This window comes from Promicromonospora iranensis, from assembly GCF_028994775.1.
GTDB classification, from domain to species: Bacteria; Actinomycetota; Actinomycetes; order Actinomycetales; family Cellulomonadaceae; genus Promicromonospora; species Promicromonospora iranensis_A.
Genome location: NZ_JAJQMN010000004.1, coordinates 134882 through 152404, shown reverse-complemented (window position 1 = coordinate 152404; position 17523 = coordinate 134882). Strand labels below are relative to the sequence as shown.

14 protein-coding genes are annotated in these 17523 nt (G+C 72.1%); 9 read left to right on the top strand and 5 right to left on the bottom strand.

Annotation, left to right across the window (positions count from 1 at the left end; all coding sequences use genetic code 11):
- The first annotated feature begins 39 nt into the window (after nucleotides 1–39).
- Nucleotides 40–2979, top strand: coding sequence for a leucine--tRNA ligase (gene leuS / locus LUU90_RS08315; RefSeq protein WP_275003216.1), 2940 nt, complete (start codon nucleotides 40–42; stop codon nucleotides 2977–2979).
- Between the two features lie 65 nt (nucleotides 2980–3044).
- Here the strand turns inward: leuS and LUU90_RS08310 are convergent, their stop codons facing one another.
- Together LUU90_RS08310 and LUU90_RS08305 are read right to left on the bottom strand one after the other, a co-directional pair.
- Entirely contained in the window at nucleotides 3045–3932 is an 888-nt protein-coding gene (locus tag LUU90_RS08310) for a hypothetical protein (protein ID WP_275002901.1), read from the bottom strand.
- A 152-nt stretch (nucleotides 3933–4084) separates the two neighbouring features.
- Entirely contained in the window at nucleotides 4085–5887 is a 1803-nt protein-coding gene (locus tag LUU90_RS08305) for a helicase HerA-like domain-containing protein (RefSeq protein WP_275002900.1), read from the bottom strand.
- A 93-nt stretch (nucleotides 5888–5980) separates the two neighbouring features.
- Here LUU90_RS08305 and LUU90_RS08300 point away from each other — a divergent pair, with 93 nt between their 5' ends.
- Nucleotides 5981–6862: a DegV family protein gene (locus LUU90_RS08300; RefSeq protein ID WP_275002899.1), complete on the top strand. Its 882-nt coding sequence runs from the start codon at nucleotides 5981–5983 to the stop codon at nucleotides 6860–6862.
- Nucleotides 6863–6880: 18 nt separating this feature from the next.
- On the opposite strand, the gene LUU90_RS08295 is transcribed toward LUU90_RS08300, so the two are convergent.
- Nucleotides 6881–7759: an alpha/beta fold hydrolase gene (locus LUU90_RS08295; protein ID WP_275002898.1), complete on the bottom strand. Its 879-nt coding sequence runs from the start codon at nucleotides 7757–7759 to the stop codon at nucleotides 6881–6883.
- A gap of 434 nt (nucleotides 7760–8193) precedes the next feature.
- Between LUU90_RS08295 and LUU90_RS08290 the strand changes: the two genes are divergently transcribed.
- The 6 genes from LUU90_RS08290 (at nucleotide 8194) to holA (ending at nucleotide 15165) form a co-directional block, all read left to right on the top strand.
- Nucleotides 8194–9168 carry a helix-hairpin-helix domain-containing protein gene (locus LUU90_RS08290; protein WP_275002897.1) on the top strand — a complete coding sequence of 325 codons (975 nt, stop codon included), beginning with the start codon at nucleotides 8194–8196 and terminating at the stop codon, nucleotides 9166–9168.
- The gene (locus LUU90_RS08285; protein WP_275002896.1) at nucleotides 9165–11621 is read left to right on the top strand and encodes a ComEC/Rec2 family competence protein; all 2457 of its coding nucleotides are present in this window, start codon (nucleotides 9165–9167) and stop codon (nucleotides 11619–11621) included. The genes LUU90_RS08290 and LUU90_RS08285 overlap by 4 nt, the downstream gene beginning before the upstream one ends.
- 169 nt (nucleotides 11622–11790) lie before the next feature.
- Nucleotides 11791–12582, top strand: a complete 792-nt coding sequence (locus LUU90_RS08280) for a GerMN domain-containing protein (protein ID WP_275002894.1) — start codon at nucleotides 11791–11793, stop codon at nucleotides 12580–12582.
- Nucleotides 12583–12593: 11 nt separating this feature from the next.
- Entirely contained in the window at nucleotides 12594–13283 is a 690-nt protein-coding gene (locus tag LUU90_RS08275; RefSeq protein WP_275002893.1) for a hypothetical protein, read from the top strand.
- Entirely contained in the window at nucleotides 13283–14131 is an 849-nt protein-coding gene (locus tag LUU90_RS08270; protein ID WP_275002892.1) for a neocarzinostatin apoprotein domain-containing protein, read from the top strand. Before LUU90_RS08275 ends, LUU90_RS08270 begins: the two co-directional genes overlap by 1 nt.
- 29 nt (nucleotides 14132–14160) lie before the next feature.
- The gene (holA, locus tag LUU90_RS08265; RefSeq protein WP_275002891.1) at nucleotides 14161–15165 is read left to right on the top strand and encodes a DNA polymerase III subunit delta; all 1005 of its coding nucleotides are present in this window, start codon (nucleotides 14161–14163) and stop codon (nucleotides 15163–15165) included.
- A gap of 87 nt (nucleotides 15166–15252) precedes the next feature.
- Here the strand turns inward: holA and rpsT are convergent, their stop codons facing one another.
- A complete protein-coding gene (gene rpsT / locus LUU90_RS08260; RefSeq protein ID WP_275002890.1) occupies nucleotides 15253–15513 on the bottom strand; it encodes a 30S ribosomal protein S20 in 261 nt (86 codons plus the stop codon).
- 244 nt (nucleotides 15514–15757) lie between these two features.
- Between rpsT and LUU90_RS08255 the strand changes: the two genes are divergently transcribed.
- Nucleotides 15758–16882, top strand: coding sequence for a calcium:proton antiporter (locus LUU90_RS08255; protein WP_275002889.1), 1125 nt, complete (start codon nucleotides 15758–15760; stop codon nucleotides 16880–16882).
- A gap of 13 nt (nucleotides 16883–16895) precedes the next feature.
- On the opposite strand, the gene LUU90_RS08250 is transcribed toward LUU90_RS08255, so the two are convergent.
- On the bottom strand, nucleotides 16896–17462 hold the full coding sequence (locus tag LUU90_RS08250; protein WP_275002888.1) for a type II toxin-antitoxin system PemK/MazF family toxin: 567 nt from the start codon (nucleotides 17460–17462) through the stop codon (nucleotides 16896–16898).
- Nucleotides 17463–17523 lie beyond the last annotated feature (61 nt).

Genomic DNA, 17523 nt, shown 5'->3' with positions numbered 1-17523 from the left:
CCAGGCACCTGCTCGGTCGGTAGACTCGGCCGGGTGACCATGCCCGACGCACCCGAGCGCACCACGTCCACGGACGAGCCCCGTTTCCGCTACACCCCGACCCTCGCGCAGCAGATCGAGCTGCGCTGGCAGGACATCTGGGAAGAGCGCGGAACCTTCCACGCGGCGAACCCGCAGGGGCGACTTACGGGGCCGGGCGGGAACCCGGCGAGCGGCGACCCGTACTTCATCATGGACATGTTCCCGTACCCCTCGGGTGCGGGCCTGCACGTGGGCCACCCGCTGGGCTTCATCGCCACGGACGTCGTCGGCCGGTTCCGTCGCATGTGCGGCGACAACGTGCTGCACACCATGGGCTTCGACGCGTTCGGCCTGCCGGCCGAGCAGTACGCCGTGCAGACGGGCGAGCACCCCCGCCTGGTCACCGAGCGCAACATCGTCACGTACAAGCGGCAGCTCCGCCGGGCGGGCCTGGCGCACGACCCGCGCCGCTCGTTCGCCACGATCGACCCCGAGTACGTCCGCTGGACCCAGTGGATCTTCCTGCAGATCTTCGACTCCTGGTACGACGAGGACGCGCAGCGGCCCGACGGCGGGCGCGGCCGCGCCCGGCGGATCAGCGAGCTGCGCGACGAGCTGGCCTCGGGCGCACGGCCCGTGCCCGGCCACGAGGGCGACAACACGGGTGGAGCCGTGTGGGCCGCGCTCGACGAGGGGCAGCAGCGCGACGTCCTGGACACGCAGCGGCTGGCCTACGTGGACTCCTCGCCGGTGAACTGGGCGCCCGGCCTCGGCACCGTCCTGGCGAACGAGGAGGTCACGAGCGACGGCCGGTCCGAGCGCGGCAACTTCCCGGTGTTCACCAAGAACCTGCGCCAGTGGAAGATGCGCATCACCGCGTACGCGGACCGCCTGACCGATGACCTGGAGCTCATCGACTGGCCGGAGAAGGTCAAGTCGATGCAGCGCAACTGGATCGGCCGCTCCACCGGCGCCGCCGTGCGCTTCGACGTCGTCGGTACCGCGGAGTACGACCCGGCAGGCGCGGGCGGCAGCCTCGAGGTATTCACGACGCGTCCTGACACGCTGTTCGGCGCCACGTTCATGGTCGTGGCTCCCGAGCACCCGCTGCTCGACGAGGTGCCGGTGGCATGGCCCGAGGGCACGCGTTCGGCATGGACCGGCGGCTACGAGTCGCCGGGCGAGGCGGTCGCCGCCTACCGGCGCGAGTCCGCGGCGAAGACGGCCGTGGAACGGCAGGCCGACGCGGGCAAGAAGACCGGCGTGTTCACGGGCCACCTCGCCGTGAACCCCGTGACGGGCACCTCCATACCGGTGTTCACCGCCGACTACGTGCTCATGGGCTACGGCACCGGCGCGATCATGGCCGTGCCGGGCGGCGACGAGCGCGACTTCGCGTTCGCCGAGGCCTACGACCTGCCGGTGATCCACACCGTGGAGCCGGAGGGCGGCCTGCCCGAGGGGCACGTCGGCGCCTACACGGAGGACGGCGTCGCGGTCCGTTCCTCGAACGACGAGGTCTCCCTGGACGGGCTCGGCGTGACCGAGGCCAAGGCGCGGATCATCGAGTGGCTCGAGGCCAAGGGCATCGGCGAGGGCACCACCACCTACCGCCTGAACGACTGGTTGTTCTCGCGTCAGCGCTACTGGGGCGAGCCCTTCCCGGTGGTGTGGGACGAGCAGGACCGCCCGGTGGCCCTGCCGGACGCGATGCTGCCCGTCGAGCTGCCCGAGGTGCCCGACTTCTCGCCGCGCACGTTCGAGCCCGACGACGCGGCCTCCGAGCCGGAGGCGCCGCTCGGCCGCAACCAGGACTGGGTCAACGTCGAGCTCGACTTCGGCGACGGCGCCAAGACCTATCGGCGCGACACCAACACCATGCCCAACTGGGCCGGTTCGTGCTGGTACTACCTGCGCTACCTCGACCCGACCGACACCGAGCACGCCGTCGACCCGGAGCTGGAGAAGTACTGGATGGGGCCGCGGCACAACGCGACCTCCGGTCCGGCCGGCGGCGTCGACCTCTACGTCGGCGGCGTGGAGCACGCGGTGCTGCACCTGCTGTACGCGCGGTTCTGGCACAAGGTCCTGTTCGACCTGGGCTACGTGACGAGCCTCGAGCCGTTCGGCAAGCTCTTCAACCAGGGCTACATCCAGGCGTACGCGTACACCGACGCGCGCGGCGTGTACGTCCCGGCCGCCGAGGTCGAGGGTGACGAGCAGACCGGCTTCACCTGGCGCGGCGAGCCCGTCAACCGCGAGTACGGCAAGATCGGCAAGTCGCTGAAGAACGTCGTCTCGCCGGACGAGATGTACGAGGCGTACGGTGCCGACACGTTCCGGGTCTACGAGATGTCGATGGGACCGCTCGACCAGTCACGCCCGTGGAACACCCGCGACGTCGTCGGCTCGCAGCGCTTCCTGCAGCGCCTGTGGCGCAACGTCGTCTCGGAGGAGACCGGCGAGCTCACGGTGACCGAGGACGAGCCCGACACCGCAACCCTGCGGGCCGTGCACCGCACCATCGCCGACGTCAAGGTCGAGATGGAGAACATGCGACCCAACACGGCGATCGCGAAGCTCATCACGCTGAACAACCACCTCACGGGGCTGCCCTCCGTGCCGCGCTCGGCCGTTGAGCCACTCGTCCTGATGACGGCGCCCATCGCGCCGCACATCGCGGAGGAGCTGTGGTCCCGGCTCGGGCACGAGGAGTCGCTGGCGCACGCGCCGTTCCCGACGGCCGACCCTGCGTACCTGGTGCAGGACACCGTGACCTGCGTCGTCCAGGTCCAGGGCAAGGTGCGTGCCCGGTTCGAGGTCGCCCCGGACATCTCCGCGGAGGACCTGGAAGCGGCCGCGCTCAGCGAGCCGAACGTGGTCAAGTTCCTGGACGGTCGCGGCGTCCGCAAGGTGATCGTCCGCGCCCCGAAGCTGGTCAACATAGTCCCGGCCTGACCCACCCCCGTTGAGTGCTGGATATTTGTGGGTTCTAACGGCTAGAACCCACAAATACCCAGCACTCAACGTTCGAGTAGGGCGCGACGCTTGCGGAGGGCGGCGCGGATCCGGGCGATCAGACGTTCGGGGTAGCGGATCACGTCGTCCGCGGTTGCCGTGATGATCAGCCATCCGGCGTCCTCAAGGAGTTGCCGGCGCTCCACGTCACGGCGCCAGGTCGCCTGATCTGTCCGGTGATGATCACCGTCGTACTCGATGGCGGTCTGAAGACGCGGATACGACAGATCGGGGAGGGCCAGGAACCGGCCCGCGTCGTCGAACGCCGGAACATTCACCACCGGCTCGGGGAGCCCGGCATGGATCACGAGCAGCCGGAGCTGCGTCTCCATCCATGAGTCGGTTCCTGGCCGGATCAGGTCGGCCGCTTCCCGGCACATGCTGAGCCCTCTCATCTTGAAGGTCTCGTGCATCAGGAATCGCAGCGCATCCAAGGTTGTCGCAGGATTCTTGCGGCGTGTCATGGCGTCCCCGAGCCCGACGACGCTGTCCCGAGTCAGCCTGTGCGACACCTGGAGCCAGGTCTGCGGCGCCGACGTGATCCGCAGGCCGAACCGTTCGATGACGTCGAGGCGCTTCTGCCCGCAGAAGTGTGCCGTGACCGCATATCTTTGGGCCCGCTCACCACGGCGTGGCGTGACGATATGAATCGCGTGATCGTCCTCGAGCTGCCACGGGACGTCGACGCCGAGGAGACGTAGCGCCGTCGTACGAGCGAATGCCGCATTCGGGTGCACAACCCGAGCGATCGCCCGGCAACGATCGATGAGCGACGGGTCGGCGTCGCAGATCCGCACGCCGGACGTCGGGGCCAGGAACCGGCTGTGCCGCAGAGCGTGTCGGCTGACGCCATGAGCGGGCGCTTCGGAAACCGTAAAGATGTTCGATGCCACACCTTCATGGTCGAACGCGCCAGTAACCCTTGCTTGCTATCCACAGCCCTCGTCCCGCGTCCTCGTTGAGTGCTGGGTATTTGTGGCATTGGGCCGCTGGAACCCACAAATACCCAGCACTCAACGAGGAATTGGTGGGTGGGGCGGGAGGGTCAGCGGCGACGGGTGCCGAAGAGGGAGCGGGTGAGCTCGCGGACGATGACCGTGCCCGCGGTCCGCGCCAGCGAGCCCACCACACGGTTCCGGTCGCGTGCGGCCTTCTCCTTCTCGCGGGCCTCCGCCTTCTCCCGGGCGGCGACCTCCTTCTCCAGCCGGGCGCGTTCCTTGGCCAGCTCCTTCTGATCACCGGCGGCAGCTGCCTCGCCCTCGGCGGCGGCCTGCCCGGCAGCCTGCTCCTGAGCCCTCGCCTGGAGCAGCTCGAACGCCGACTCCGCGTCGACGGCCGTGCCGTACTTCGCCTGACCGGGCGACGCGGCGACCACCTGGTCGATCACGGCGTCACCGGCCGGTTCCATCGCTGCCTGCGGCGCCCGTACCCGGGTCCACGCGACGGGTGACGGCGCGCCCTTCTCGGTGAGCACGGTCACGACGGCCTCGCCGGTACCGAGCTCCTGCAGCAGCCGCTCCAGGTCGTACGGCGACTTGGGGAACGTGCGGGCGGCTGCGCGGAGCGCTGTGGCGTCGTCGGGCGTGAAGGCGCGCAGCGCGTGCTGCACCCGGTTGCCGAGCTGGGCCAGGACGTCGGACGGCACGTCCTTGGGCGACTGCGTCACGAAGAAGACGCCGACACCCTTGGACCGGATCAGCCGGACCGTCCGCACGACCTGCTGGAGAAAGTCCTTCGAGGCGTCCGCGAACAGCAGGTGGGCCTCGTCGAAGAAGAACACAAGCTTGGGCTTGTCGACGTCGCCCACCTCGGGCAGCTCCTGGAACAGGTCCGCGAGCAGCCACATCAGGAACGTCGAGAACAGCTGCGGCCGGTCCTGGACGGCCGGCAGCTCCAGCACGCTCAGCACGCCGAGGTCGCCCCGGGTGGCGATCAGGTCCGACGTCGAGAACGCCGGCTCACCGAAGAAGACGTCGGCGCCCTGTCCCTCCAGACCGACGATCTCGCGCAGGATGACGCCGGCCGTGGCCGCGGAGATGCCGCCGATACCCTTGAGCTCGGCCTTGCCCTCGTCCGAGGTCAGATGGGCGATCACCGACTGCAGGTCCTTGAGGTCCAGCAGCGCCAGACCCTTCTTGTCGGCCCAGTGGAAGATCAGCGTGAGGCTCGACTCCTGCGTCGCGTTGAGGCCCAGCACCTTGGACAGCAGCAGCGGCCCGAAGTCGGTGACGGTCGTGCGGATCGGAACGCCCTTGCCGATCCCGCCCAGCGAGTAGAACTCGACCGGGTACTCGGTGGGTGTCCAGTCCTGCCCGATGCTCGCGGCGCGCTCCGCGACCTTCGGGTCGTCCGGGCCGGGGAGCGCGAGCCCCGACAGGTCGCCCTTGACGTCCGCGAGGAAGACGGGCACGCCGGCCAGGGAGAGCCCCTCGGCCATACCCTGCAGCGTCTTGGTCTTGCCGGTGCCCGTGGCACCCGCCACGAGACCGTGCCGGTTCAGCATCGAGAGCGCGAAACCGACCTGTACCTGCGGGTTCGGTACAGCTTCCCCGCCCGGTTCGCCCTCGAGAAGAGCGCCGAGCGGCAGCGTGGCCTCGGCCGCGTAGCCCGCGGCGACCTCGGCGGCGTACCCCTGCGGGGCAGCCTCGGCCGGCTCGACACCGGCACGTCCGGTAGCCGCTGGTTCGGTAGCCGCTGGTTCGGTGGTTTCCGGTTCGGTGGTCTCCGCCGGATCGGCGGTGTTCTCCGGAGACTGTACGGCCGCGTGCTCCGCTTCCTCGAGGGCCTTCTGGGCTGCCGCGGCGGCCTCCCGCAGGGCGGCGAGGTCGGGCGTCGATGCGTCGGGCATGTCTCGGATGCTAGATCGGGCTTCGGCACGGCGCGCGAGGAGGGCCGCGCGGTTTCGTCGTCCGGTTCCCCGCGCGGATAGAGTGGCGCGGTCATGCGCACCCGACGTCGTCCATCCCGCCCGGCACCCCAGGAGGTGCGGGTCGTCACCGACTCGACCGCCTGCCTGCCCGCCGGTCTGCCGGGCGGCCCGGTCGTGGTGCCCCTGCGTGTCCTCGTGGGCGACGAGGTCTACGCGGAGGGTGAGGACATCACCCCCGAGCGGCTGGCCGAGCTGGTCGCCGAGGGCGCGCAGATGTCGACGTCCCAGCCACCGCCCGAGGCGTTCGCTGCCGTCTACCGCTCGCTCGGCGACGAGGGCGCCCGGTCGATCGTCTCCGTGCACCTGTCGGGGGCGTTGTCCGGCACCGTCGGCTCCGCGGGTACGGCGGCCGCGCGGTCACCCCTGCAGGTGCGTACGGTGGACTCGCGGACCGGTGCCGCGGGCCTTGGCTTCGCCGCGCGGGCCGCGGCCGAGTGTGCTGCGGCAGGGGCCGATGCCGCCCACGTCGCCGCCCGAGCCATCGAGGTCGCCGGGACGGCGCACGCCCTCTTCGTGGTCGACACCCTCGAGCACCTGCGCCGCGGCGGCCGCTTGTCCGGGACGGCAGCGGCGCTCGGTACGGTCCTGGGGGTCAAGCCCATCCTGAAGCTGTCCGACGGCGCCGTGGAGCTCTCCCAGCGGGTGCGCACCCGTGCGGTTGGCGCCGAGCGGCTCCTGGAGCAGGCCGCGGGCTTCGTCGCCGAGGCGGAACGGCCGGTGGTCGCCGTGCACCACTTCGGGGCGCACGACCGGGCACTCGCGCTCGCGGGCCGCCTGCACACGCGCACCCGGGTGGAAGTCGAGGTCACGGCGTTGAGCGCCGTGCTGGGCGTGCATGTCGGTCCGGGCACGCTGGCGGTCGTCGTCGCGGACCTGGGCGCCCACACGCACTGAGGGGCCGGTGTGCTGTGCTCAGCCGGCCAGGACCTCGCGCAGCGTGGTCGCGAACTCGACCGGCTTGTCTGCCGGCTGGCCGTACTCGCCGCCGCTGAAACCGCCGTGGCCGCCCGGGAAGACGACGGGTGCGGTGCCGAGCCGCTCGGCTGCCCCGCGGGCGGCCCGGCCCGTCATCTGCTCGCCCGTGTCCGCGCCGACGGCGATCACGACACGGGGTGCGCCGGACGCGAGCGCCTCGTACCGAGGCTCGTACGGCGGCAGCACCAGCATGTTGACGCCGAACATCAGGTCGTCGCGCGAGCCGTCGTCCTCGGTCGGCAGGCCGAACGCCGCCGGGTCCGGGTCAGGCTGGTCCGCATGGTCGGCGGTGAGCTCGCCCTCGGCCATGAGCACCGTGATGAACTTCGCCATGGCGGCGCCGAAGCCCTTCGCCTGGTAGGTGTCGTGCATGTCCGTCATGGCGGCGGCCATCGCCTCGCGGTCAGGGAGCACGCTGGCCAGGGGCGGCTCGTGCGCGACGACGGTCCGTACGTCCTCCGGGTAGGCCGCCGCGAGCTCGAGTGCGACCATGGCTCCGCCGCTGGACGCGAACAGGTCGACCGGTCCGCCGCCGACGGTCTCGATGACGCGGTGCACGTCCTCGGCGTGGGTCGCGACACCGGGCAGCTCTGTCTCGGTGTCCAGGTCCCTGGTGCTGCGCTCGACCCCACGGGGGTCGTACGTCACCACCGTCCGGTCCGTGAAGTGGCTCGCCAGGGTGGTGAAGCCTTCCGCCCCCATGGGGAGACCGATCAGCACTAGGGGACGCTCGTCGGTCGGTGCCGCGGGCTCGCGCACGTCATAGGTGAGGACACCGCTCGGTACCTCAAGGGTGAAGGTCTTCTTGTCGGTCATCGTGTCTGCTCCTGGTTCGGTGGCGCGCGGCCGGGTCCGCGCAGCGCTGGCCACAGTCCTGTGGTCTCTGCCAGGTCCGACGACGAGGTTGCGGAGAACTCATCGGTGACGAGCGGTGGAACTTCGTCGGTCGCGCCCGCAGCCTCCGGTGACGGTCCGGTGCGGTTGCGAGCCCGACCACAGGAGGCGTTTTCGCACGACTGTGCACAGGCGGGCAGTTGGCCCCTCCGGAAGGCTGCGTTGCCCGCCTAGCGTCCTGAGCCATGCAGCCAGAGACCGCGCAACAGCGACTTCCCGATCCGTGGCCGTTCAGCCCTGTCCACGGGTCGAGCGGTCGGGCGGAACCCGTGAGGACGATCCCGCCGGTGACGACACCGCCGGTGGCGACATCGCCGGTCACGAGATCGCCGGTCACGAGATCGCCGCTCACGTCCATGGCCGGCACGGCTCCGCCCGCCATGGATCCGTGGTCCTCCGCGTCAGCGGCGACGTCGACGACGATCCGCACCGAACAGAGCACGCGGGACGAGGACCGGGCCGACGCCGACGAGCTGGTGGCCCGGCTGCGCGCCCGACGGTCGGCGTCCGGGGTGGCCGCGGCCTATGCGGCCGCGCACGGTCACCCGACCGATCCACGGCCCGAGCAGGGCGCCCGCAGGTGGGCGCTGACCGGGACGACGGCGGTGGTCGCCGTCGTGGCGGTGCTCCTGCTCGGCGTGGGCGTCGCGGCGCTGTCCCTCCGTGGTGACGGTGTCGAGCCGCTGACCCAGGTGGAGGTCCACGGGGAGGTCGCAGGCATGCAGGACGAGGGACCGGGGAGCACACCGGCCACGAGCGGCGCGGCGGCGCCCGCGGCGCAGCCTGGCTCCGGTGCCGCCGCAGGAGCGGGTGCGGCGGCGGGCGGGACGACCGCGACCGGCGCACCGCCGGGCGACGGCCTGCTCGTGCACGTCGTCGGCGAGGTGGCCGAGCCGGGCCTGGTCACCGTGCCGGACGGCGCTCGCGTGGCCGACGCCCTGACGGCGGCCGGCGGCACGACCCGCAGGGCCGATCTGGCCGCCGTGAACCTGGCGCGCACGGTCGTCGACGGCGAGCAGCTGTACGTGCCCAGGCCCGGGGAGCCGGTGCCCGGGGCTGCGGCACCCGGCGCCGGCGGTGCCGCCTCCGGCGTGGGCGGGCAGAGCGCTTCGAGCGGTGGGTCGGGAGCGGGCGCCACCGTCGACATCAACACGGCGGACGCGACCGCGCTGGAGGCGCTCCCCGGCGTCGGGCCGTCGATCGCGCAGGCGATCGTCGAGTGGCGGGAAGCCAACGGACAGTTCGCGAGCGTGGACGAGCTGGAGGACGTGCCGGGTATCGGCCCGGCGACGCTGGCCGAGATCCGCGACACCGCCCGGGTCGGGCCGTGACCGACCTGCGGATGGTCCCGGCGGCCCTGGCGGTCTGGGTCGCGGCATGGCTGCTGACCGGGCCGGTGACCGGCTGGAGCGGCACGGTGACGTGGGTGGTCGCGGCCCTCGTCGTGGCAGCCTGCCTCCAGCTGGTGCGCACGGTGATCCTGGCACCCCGCCGCGGCCGGCCGGCCACGGCCCCCGCCGGCGTCGCGCAAGCCGCCGTCACGCAGACCCTCGGCCATGCGACCGTCGCTCACACGGCCCTCGCTCACACGGCCCTCGCAGCGGCCTGTGTTCTCGCGGTCACGGTCTCCGCGCACGTCCAGCTGGCCGGTCGTGCTCCGCTCGCCAGCCTCGCGGAGCAACGGGTGACCGCGACACTCACCGGTGTCGTCGCCTCCCAGCCGGAGCCGTTCTCGTTCGCACCCGGACTGTCCGCGCCGGGTGCGGGACAGCACCGCTGGGTGCTCGCGGCCCGCACGGTCGAGGCTCGGGGCGTCGGCTCGGCGGCACGGGCACACGTCCAGGTCTTGTCGAGCACCGCGCCCCGCTACGGGGCGACGGTCGTCGTGGCGGGCGCGCTGCGACCCGCCGAGCCCGGCAGGGCGGAGACCGCCCGCCTGACCGCCGACAGCGCGAGCGAGATCCGTGCCCCACCGTCCGGCCTGCGATTGCTCGACACCCACCGCACGGCGCTCCTCGACGTGACCGACCCGCTGTCCGCACAGGGCCGCGGGCTGGTCCCTGGCGCCGCCATCGGCGACACCACACGGCTGCCGGACGATCTCGCCGAGGAGATGCGCAGCGCCGGCCTGTCTCATGTCACTGCAGTTTCCGGCGGCCACTTCGCCGTGGTCGTCGCAGTCCTGACGTTGCTCTGCTCGCTGGCCCGGCTACCCAGACCGGCCCGGGTCGCCCTCGTCGCACTCGCCTCGCTCGCCTTCGTGGCGCTCGTCCGCCCCGAGCCGGCGGTGCTCCGCGCGGCCGTCATGGCGGCGTTCGCCCTGACGGGGATCGCGATGGGACGGCCGTCGCAGTCGGTCCCGGCGCTCGCGGGATCGGTGGTGGGGCTGCTTGTGGTGGACCCATGGCTGGCCCGCTCGTTCGGGTTCGCGCTCTCCGCCGCGGCGACCGGAGGCCTGGTGCTGCTCGCCGCGCCGCTGGCGGCACGGCTCGCGCCCTGGACGGGCGACGCCGCCGCGTTCGCCCTGGCGGTCCCGCTCGCCGCGCAGGCGGCATGCGGGCCGGTGCTGGTGCTGCTCGACCCAGCCGTGTCCACCGTGTCGGTCCTCGCGAACCTCTTGGCCGCGCCGGCGCTGGTCCCGGCCACGGTGCTGGGCCTGGTCGCCACCGTCCTCGCACCGGGGCTGCCGGCCCTCGCCGGGCTCGTGGCCTGGGCGGCGAGCGGCGCGACGTGGTGGATCGCGGCGGTCGCGCACTGGTGCGCCGCACTCCCGGGCGCCGTCGTACCGTGGCTGGGCGGGCCGCCGGGGGCGCTCCTGCTGGCGGTGCTCACCGGCGTCGTCCTGTGGGTGGTGCTGCGGAGTGCACCGCGTCCGGGCTGGCCCGAGACCTGGCGTACGGCGACCCGGTCGAGCCTGCGGGAGGCGCTCGCCGCGCGCCGCGGACGGCTCACGCGGACACGCTTCGTGGCGATCCTGGCGGCGGGCTCGGTGGCCGCGCTGGTCGTCGCGCTCGCCGTGCCGCGCCTCGTCGCCCGCTCCGGTGCACCGCAGGACTGGTTGGTGGCGGCGTGCGACGTGGGGCAGGGTGACGCGCTGGTACTGCGCACGGGGCCGACGTCGGCGGTGGTGGTGGACGTGGGACCGGATGGCCCCGCGGCGGGCCACTGCCTCGACCGGCTCGGTGTGGCCCGGGTGGACCTCCTCGTGCTCAGCCACTTCCACGCGGACCACGTGGGCGGGCTCGGACCCGTCCTGGCGGGGCGCGAGGTGACCGCGGCACTCGTGTCCCCGGTGCCGGAGCCCGTCGCCAACGCCGCGGCGACGGAGGCGATGCTCGCCGCCGCCGGTGTGCCGGTACGGGTCGCGCGGTCCGGGGACCAGGGCACGGCAGGGACCCTCACGTGGCAGGTGCTGCTGGCGGGTGCGGGAGAGGGGGCGAACGACTCGAGCGTCGTGCTCGCCGCCCGGACCGGCGGTCTGGACGTGCTCGCGCTCGGCGACCTGGAGGACGTCGGCCAGGCGGAGCTCGTGCCGCTGGCCGGGCCGACCGACGTCGTCAAGGTCGCGCACCACGGTTCGGCCGTGCAGTCGCGTGCCCTGGCGGAGCGGCTGCGCCCGGCCGTGGCGCTCGTGTCGGCGGGCCGGGGCAACGACTACGGCCATCCGACCGACGAGGCGCTCGACCTGTACGCGGGAGTCGGCGCCGCCGTCGTCCGGACCGACGAGTGCGGCACGGTGGCGCTCGTGCTGCGCGGTCCGGAGGTGTCGCTGGCCGGCTGCTGATCTCGGTCCGCCCCGCGGGCGTCGCCCGATCCTACGGATCTCTTGTACCAGGTCACACCGCTACCTGGCCGCAGGCGCGCCACACTTCGCGAAACGTTGCGGATCCTGTGGGCCGCTCTAACGTGGGTGAGGTCGGAGAGTTTCCGTCAGCACGTACGAAGGGGGCTTCGTGGTTGATCTCAGGCTGACCGCCCGGCGATATCGCCGGACCATCGCGGTGACCGCCGCGGCGGCCCTGCTCGTCCCGCTCGCGGCGCTGAGCGCCACGGGGCGCGACCAGGCGACCGCGCAGCTCCAGCTGCGGCAGGAGCTCCTGGCCGAGTCGGTGGTCACCGACGTATCGGAGGCCGAGCAGACGGTGCGGGTGGACGTCGCTCAGGATCCGGCGGCGGCGGACGCCTGGCTCGAGGAGTCCGCGGAGGTGCTCGACGGCTGGACCGTCGTCGTGGCGGGCATGGACACGACTTCCGGTGAGGAGCGCGCTCAACTCGACGCCGAGGCGGTCGCGGACGACCCGCCGCCGTCGGACGAGCCGTGCCCGGAGACTCCCACGGGTCCCCGCTCCGCCGACGGCGCCACCACTCCCTACCTGGGCTGTGAGCCGAAGGGCGGCGTCCAGGCGACAGCGCGGTCGGTCGAGAAGGGGCCTGCCACCACCACGCTGGCCGCAGCGGTCGACGAGGTCCTCGCGTCCTACCTGCCCGGCGCGGAGCTGGCGCCCACCACGGTGCAGATCGACAAGGGTGAGGCCACTGTCGACGTGGCCGCGGGGTTCGAGCAGGCGCTGGCCGACTCGGGGGTGTATCCCGGCGAGGTCTGGCAGGCGCTCCTGTTCACGGCGCACAGCAACGGCACCATCGGCTCTGTGAGGTTCACGCTCGCCGGGGACTGCCTCGCCTTCGCGTACGCGACGGGCGGCGACATGTGCGCCTCGACCGACCTTCCGATCGACCTGGGCTGAGGAGAAACACGATGCGCGCGACACTTCGCCGGCTCCTGTCCGGTCTCGCGGCCCTTGCGCTGGTCTCCAGCGGGCTGCTGGCGCTGGCCCCGGCCGCGGCCGCTGACGTCACCTACGTGCCGGAGAGCTGGAACGGCAAGGTCATCTACCTGTCCCAGGCGTGTCACGACCGGGGCGACACCGTGTGTCACACGAACACCGGCTGCGACGGGTTCAGCGAGAACATCAACTCCCGGATGGTCGCGATATCCGCGGCGACCCAACAGGGCTCCAAACAGCTGAACCTGCTGGAGCGCGGTTACAAGGTCGTGCGCGGCAACGGCCTGACCAGGTCGAACATCGCGAACTCCAACCGGGTCGGGGCGGACGTGCACGTGCCGATCCATTCCAACGCGATCAACCGGTCGTGCGAGACCAAGTTCTCGGCGGACCGGTACGGCACCCACGTGATGTACGTGTCGTCGGCCGGGAAGAAGTGCGCGGAGATCATGACGTCGCGGGTGGGTTCGGTCAGCCCCGGGACCAACGACGCCCGCCTGTACCGCACCGACCTGGGTGAGCTCAACCAGACCAACGCCGTGGCCTGCTACCTCGAGCAGGAGTACCACGTCTGGAACCGGGGAGTGAACTGGATGCGCGACCGCAACGCCTGGAGCTGGCGTATCGCCAGCAGCATCGACGCCTACCTGGGCTACCCGTGATGCGCGCGCGCCGGGTCGCGACGCTCGCGGCCGTCGGGCTCGTGCTGGCCGCCTGCACGGCGGCGCCGTCGGGTCCTGGCCCGGCCGGTCCGTCCGGCGCGGACGGCCGGCCTGGCTCGACGAGCACGCCGGGAGCCGGCCCGACGGCGTCGGGCAGCCCGGACGCCTCGGGCGACGAGCCGACCATGACGGTCGGCGTCGCCGACGGCGCATGGGTCGTGCGCGGCACGGGCTTCGAGGGTGGCAACCAGTACCTGGTCCAGTGCGCCGGTGGCACGACGGCGGGCGCGAGCGCGCTCGACGACTGCGACATGTCGACCAGTGAGCAGGTGGTGGCGGACGAGCGCGGCCGCATCTCAGCGACGCGGCAGGCCAGGGCGTTCGTCAATGTCGGGTCGGTGTCCGAGGTGGACTGCGCGGCGGACCCGTGCGTGCTCGCCGTCGCCGACCTGTCCGACGTGGTGCTCGCGGCGGCCACCGCCCCACTGCCCGACGACGCCGAGCCGCCCGACGCACCCACCCTGGTCCTGTCCGAGCGCGAGCTCGGCGCCGACAAGGGCCGCGTCACGGTGTCGGGTGAGGGCTACGCGTCGGGCGCGGCCGTCCGGATCGTCCAGTGCGCCACCACGCAGGACGGCGGTGTGGACGGCGACAGCTGCCTGTACGACGACGGCGAGCGCGTGGTCGCCGACCGCTCCGGCACCGTGCTCGCCCGGCTGGCCGTCGAGCGCGAGATCGAGCTGGTCGGCGGTGGGGTGGCCGACTGTGCGGTGGCCGGTGCGTGCGTGGTCGCCAACGCATGGACCGACGGCGGCCGGATGGCAGTGGCCGACCTGCTCTGGGAGTGATTGTCGGTGGCGCGTGGCAGGCTGTGTCCGTGCCTCCAGCGACCAAGCGCCGTACCGCGACACCTCTTGCCGGCCGCAACTGGGACGAGCCGACGCTCGCCCCGGTCGTGCTCGTGCGTGGGGCCGAACCGCTCCTGACCGAGCGTGCGGTGGACGGCGTGGTCGGGCTGGCGCGTGCGCGCGATCCCGAGGTCGAGAAGGTGGAGCTGGAGGGCAGCACGTACGGGTCGGGTCAGCTGCTGGTCGCCGCGAGCCCCTCGCTGTTCGGTGAGGCCAAGGTCGTGGTGGTCCGGTCGGCGGAATCGGGCACCGAGGAGCTCATGGCCGACCTCATCACCTACGTCGGCTCGCCGGACGAGGAGACGACCGTCGTGGTGGTGCACGGCGGCGGGCAGCGCGGCAAGAAGATGCTCGACACCCTCACGAAGTCGGGTGCGCCGGTCATGGTGTGCGAACCGGTGACCAAGGACGCCGAGAAGGCGTCGTTCGTGGTGGGGGAGTTCAAGGCTGCCCGGCGCAGGGTCGACGCCGAGGCGGTGCGCGCGCTCGTGGACGCGCTGGGCAGCGACCTGCGCGAGCTCGCGTCGGCCTGCTCGCAGCTGATCTCCGACACGACCGGCACGGTCACGGCGGCCACCGTGGACAGGTACTACGGCGGGCGGGTCGAGGCCACGGGCTTCCGCGTCGCGGACGCCGCGGTGGCCGGTGACGCGGGCGGTGCCGTTGCGCTCCTGCGGCATGCGCTCGACACCGGGCTGGACCCGGTGCCCATCGTCGCCGCCCTGGCGCTGCGCCTCCGCAACCTCGCGAAGGTGGCGTCGATGCGTGGCGGCGGGCTCTCCGCGCGCGACCTCGGCATGGCGCCCTGGCAGATCGACCGGGCCCGCAAGGACCTGCGGAGCTGGACGCCGGAGGGCCTGGCGGCGGCGATCTCCGCCGTCGCGCAGGCCGACGCGGACGTGAAGGGCGAGGCCCGCGACCCGGTGTTCGCCGTGGAACGCGCGGTCATGACGATCGCGCGTTCCCGCCGCTGAGCGCTCCCCGCCACACGCAGCGGCGCGTCCAGGCACACGAAAGACGCCGTCCACCCCGAAGGGCGGACGGCGTCCGACGAAGTGTGCTCAGAGAGCCGCGACCGACTTCGCGAGAGCCGACTTGCGGTTCGCAGCCTGGTTCGCGTGGATGACGCCCTTGGCGACAGCCTTGTCGAGCTTGCGCGACGCGGTGGCAAGGTTGACCGTCGCGGTCTCCTTGTCGCCGGCTGCGATGGCCTCGCGCACCTTGCGCACGTGGGTCTTCAGCTCCGACTTGACGGACTTGTTGCGCAGACGAGCCTTCTCGTTCGTCTTGATGCGCTTCATCTGGGACTTGATGTTTGCCACGATGGGACTTCCTGGTGTGTTCGCCTGACGGCGAGCGGATAGGTCGTAGAGGGCGGTCACAGTTCCGGGACTGGGGTGGGGACCCGTGGAGAGGAACTGAGACTGTGCCCGCCGACCTGGGCGGACACGCGACCTCCAAGGTTACCAGAGGCTCGGCCACCTCGGGCGGGGCGTCCCGTGTGACGCCGGCTACGTACGCCGTCGGTCAGAAGTACGGCTCACGCGGCACCTTAGAATCCGACCCATGACTACCGCGACACTGCGAGGCCGTTTCCAGTGGACCGTGGTGGTTCCAGTTCTTGCCGCGGTGCTGCTCGTCGCGACGTGGAGCAACCATGGGCACCCGGTGATCCTGGCCGCGATCGGCGCGGCGCTGGTCGGGTCGGTGCTCGCGGCGGTGCACCACGCCGAGGTGGTGGCGCACAAGGTCGGCGAGCCGTTCGGCTCCCTCATCCTCGCGGTGGCGGTCACCGTCATCGAGGTCGGGCTGATCGTCATGCTGATGACCAGCGGCGGCGACGCGGCCAGCACGTACGCCCGCGACACGGTGTTCGCCGCCGTCATGATCACGTTCAACGGAATCGTCGGGCTGTCCCTGCTCGTGGGCGCCAGCAAGCATCACCTGGTCAGCTTCAACGCGTCGGGCACCGGGTCCGCGCTCGCCACGGTCGTCGCGCTGGCCGGGGTCACGCTGGTCCTGCCCCGCTTCACGACGTCGGCTGACGGTGGCGCCTACACCCCCTTCCAGCTGGCCTTCGCGGCGGTGGCGTCGCTGGTCCTGTACGGGGCGTTCGTCTTCACGCAGACCGTGCGGCACCGCGACTTCTTCCTGCCCGTCTCGAGCGACAAGTACGGCCACGTCACCGGCGTCATCCGGGACGAGGACGGCGACGACCACGCCGACCCGCCGGCCGCGAAGGAGGCGTGGTTCAGTCTCGCCCTGCTGGTCGTCGCGCTCGTCTCGGTGGTGTTCCTGGCCAAGATGCTCTCACCCACCATCGAGCACGGGGTGGCGGCGGCCGGCCTGCCGTACGGCGTGGTCGGCGTCGTGATCGCGCTCCTCGTGCTCGCGCCCGAGTCGATAGCCGCGGTCCGCAACGCCCTCCGCAACCGTGTGCAGACCAGCCTCAACCTGGCCTACGGCTCCGCGATGGCGTCGATCGGCCTGACCATCCCGACCATCGCCATCGCGATGATCTGGATGGAAGGGCCGCTCACCCTCGGCCTCGAGCCGGTCCAGATGGTGCTGCTGGTGGTCTCGGTCGCGGTGGCGATGCTGAGTATCGCGCCGGGTCGCGCGAAGACGCTGCAGGGCGTGGTCCACCTGGTGCTGCTCGCGGCGTTCCTCGTGGTGTCGATCCAGCCATAGCCCGCCGGGCGGGTCAGAGCGCGGCCGCCACCTCGTCGAAGACCGCCTTGTCCAGGATCGCGCCCTCACGGCGGACGGCGTCCGGGTGGATGCGGATGACGCGGTTCAGACGCACCTCGGAGGGGCGCCCGGACCTGTCCCAGGCACCGGTGCCGATGTCCATCCAGATCCGGCCGGCTCGCGCCTCCTGCTCGGCGTCGCGGTCGTGGTCCTGGCTGGTGAGCTGCAGCGCGAGCAGCCAGGGGCCGTCGTTGCCCACGATCAGTACCGGGCGGTCCTTGCCCTGGCTGTGATCTTCTTCATAAGGGACCCACGACCAGACGATCTCGCCGGGGTCGGGTTCGCCGTCCAGCTCGGGCCGGTAGACGGGCTTGACCCGCCCCTCGAAGTCGCCGGGGTAGCCATCGGTGTCGGGCAGGCTCCGGCCCGACGCGGGGCGGCGGTCCCGGGGCGCCGGCCCTGGTGCCGACCGGTCGCCTCCGGTCTGGCGCTCGTTCGGGCGGTCGCTCTGGTCGAAGGCGGCGCGCGCCACGGCCTCGACGACGTCGCCGAGCAGCTTGATCCACGGGTTCTGGTTCACGCAGGGCAGGGTAGCCCGGCACTGGTCGGCGAGCAGGGCGGCCGACGCCGGTGACCGTGCC

Coding starts and splice junctions, on each gene's coding strand:
- leuS (WP_275003216.1), top strand. CDS start 40: ATGCCCGACGCACCCGAGCGCACCACGTCCACGGACGAGCCCCGTTTC.
- LUU90_RS08305 (WP_275002900.1), bottom strand. CDS start 5,887: ATGCCCGACGCATCGACGCCCGACCTCGCCGCCCTGCGGGAGGCCGCC.
- LUU90_RS08300 (WP_275002899.1), top strand. CDS start 5,981: ATGCGCACCCGACGTCGTCCATCCCGCCCGGCACCCCAGGAGGTGCGG.
- LUU90_RS08295 (WP_275002898.1), bottom strand. CDS start 7,759: ATGACCGACAAGAAGACCTTCACCCTTGAGGTACCGAGCGGTGTCCTC.
- LUU90_RS08290 (WP_275002897.1), top strand. CDS start 8,194: ATGGCCGGCACGGCTCCGCCCGCCATGGATCCGTGGTCCTCCGCGTCA.
- LUU90_RS08275 (WP_275002893.1), top strand. CDS start 12,594: ATGCGCGCGACACTTCGCCGGCTCCTGTCCGGTCTCGCGGCCCTTGCG.
- LUU90_RS08270 (WP_275002892.1), top strand. CDS start 13,283: ATGCGCGCGCGCCGGGTCGCGACGCTCGCGGCCGTCGGGCTCGTGCTG.
- LUU90_RS08255 (WP_275002889.1), top strand. CDS start 15,758: ATGACTACCGCGACACTGCGAGGCCGTTTCCAGTGGACCGTGGTGGTT.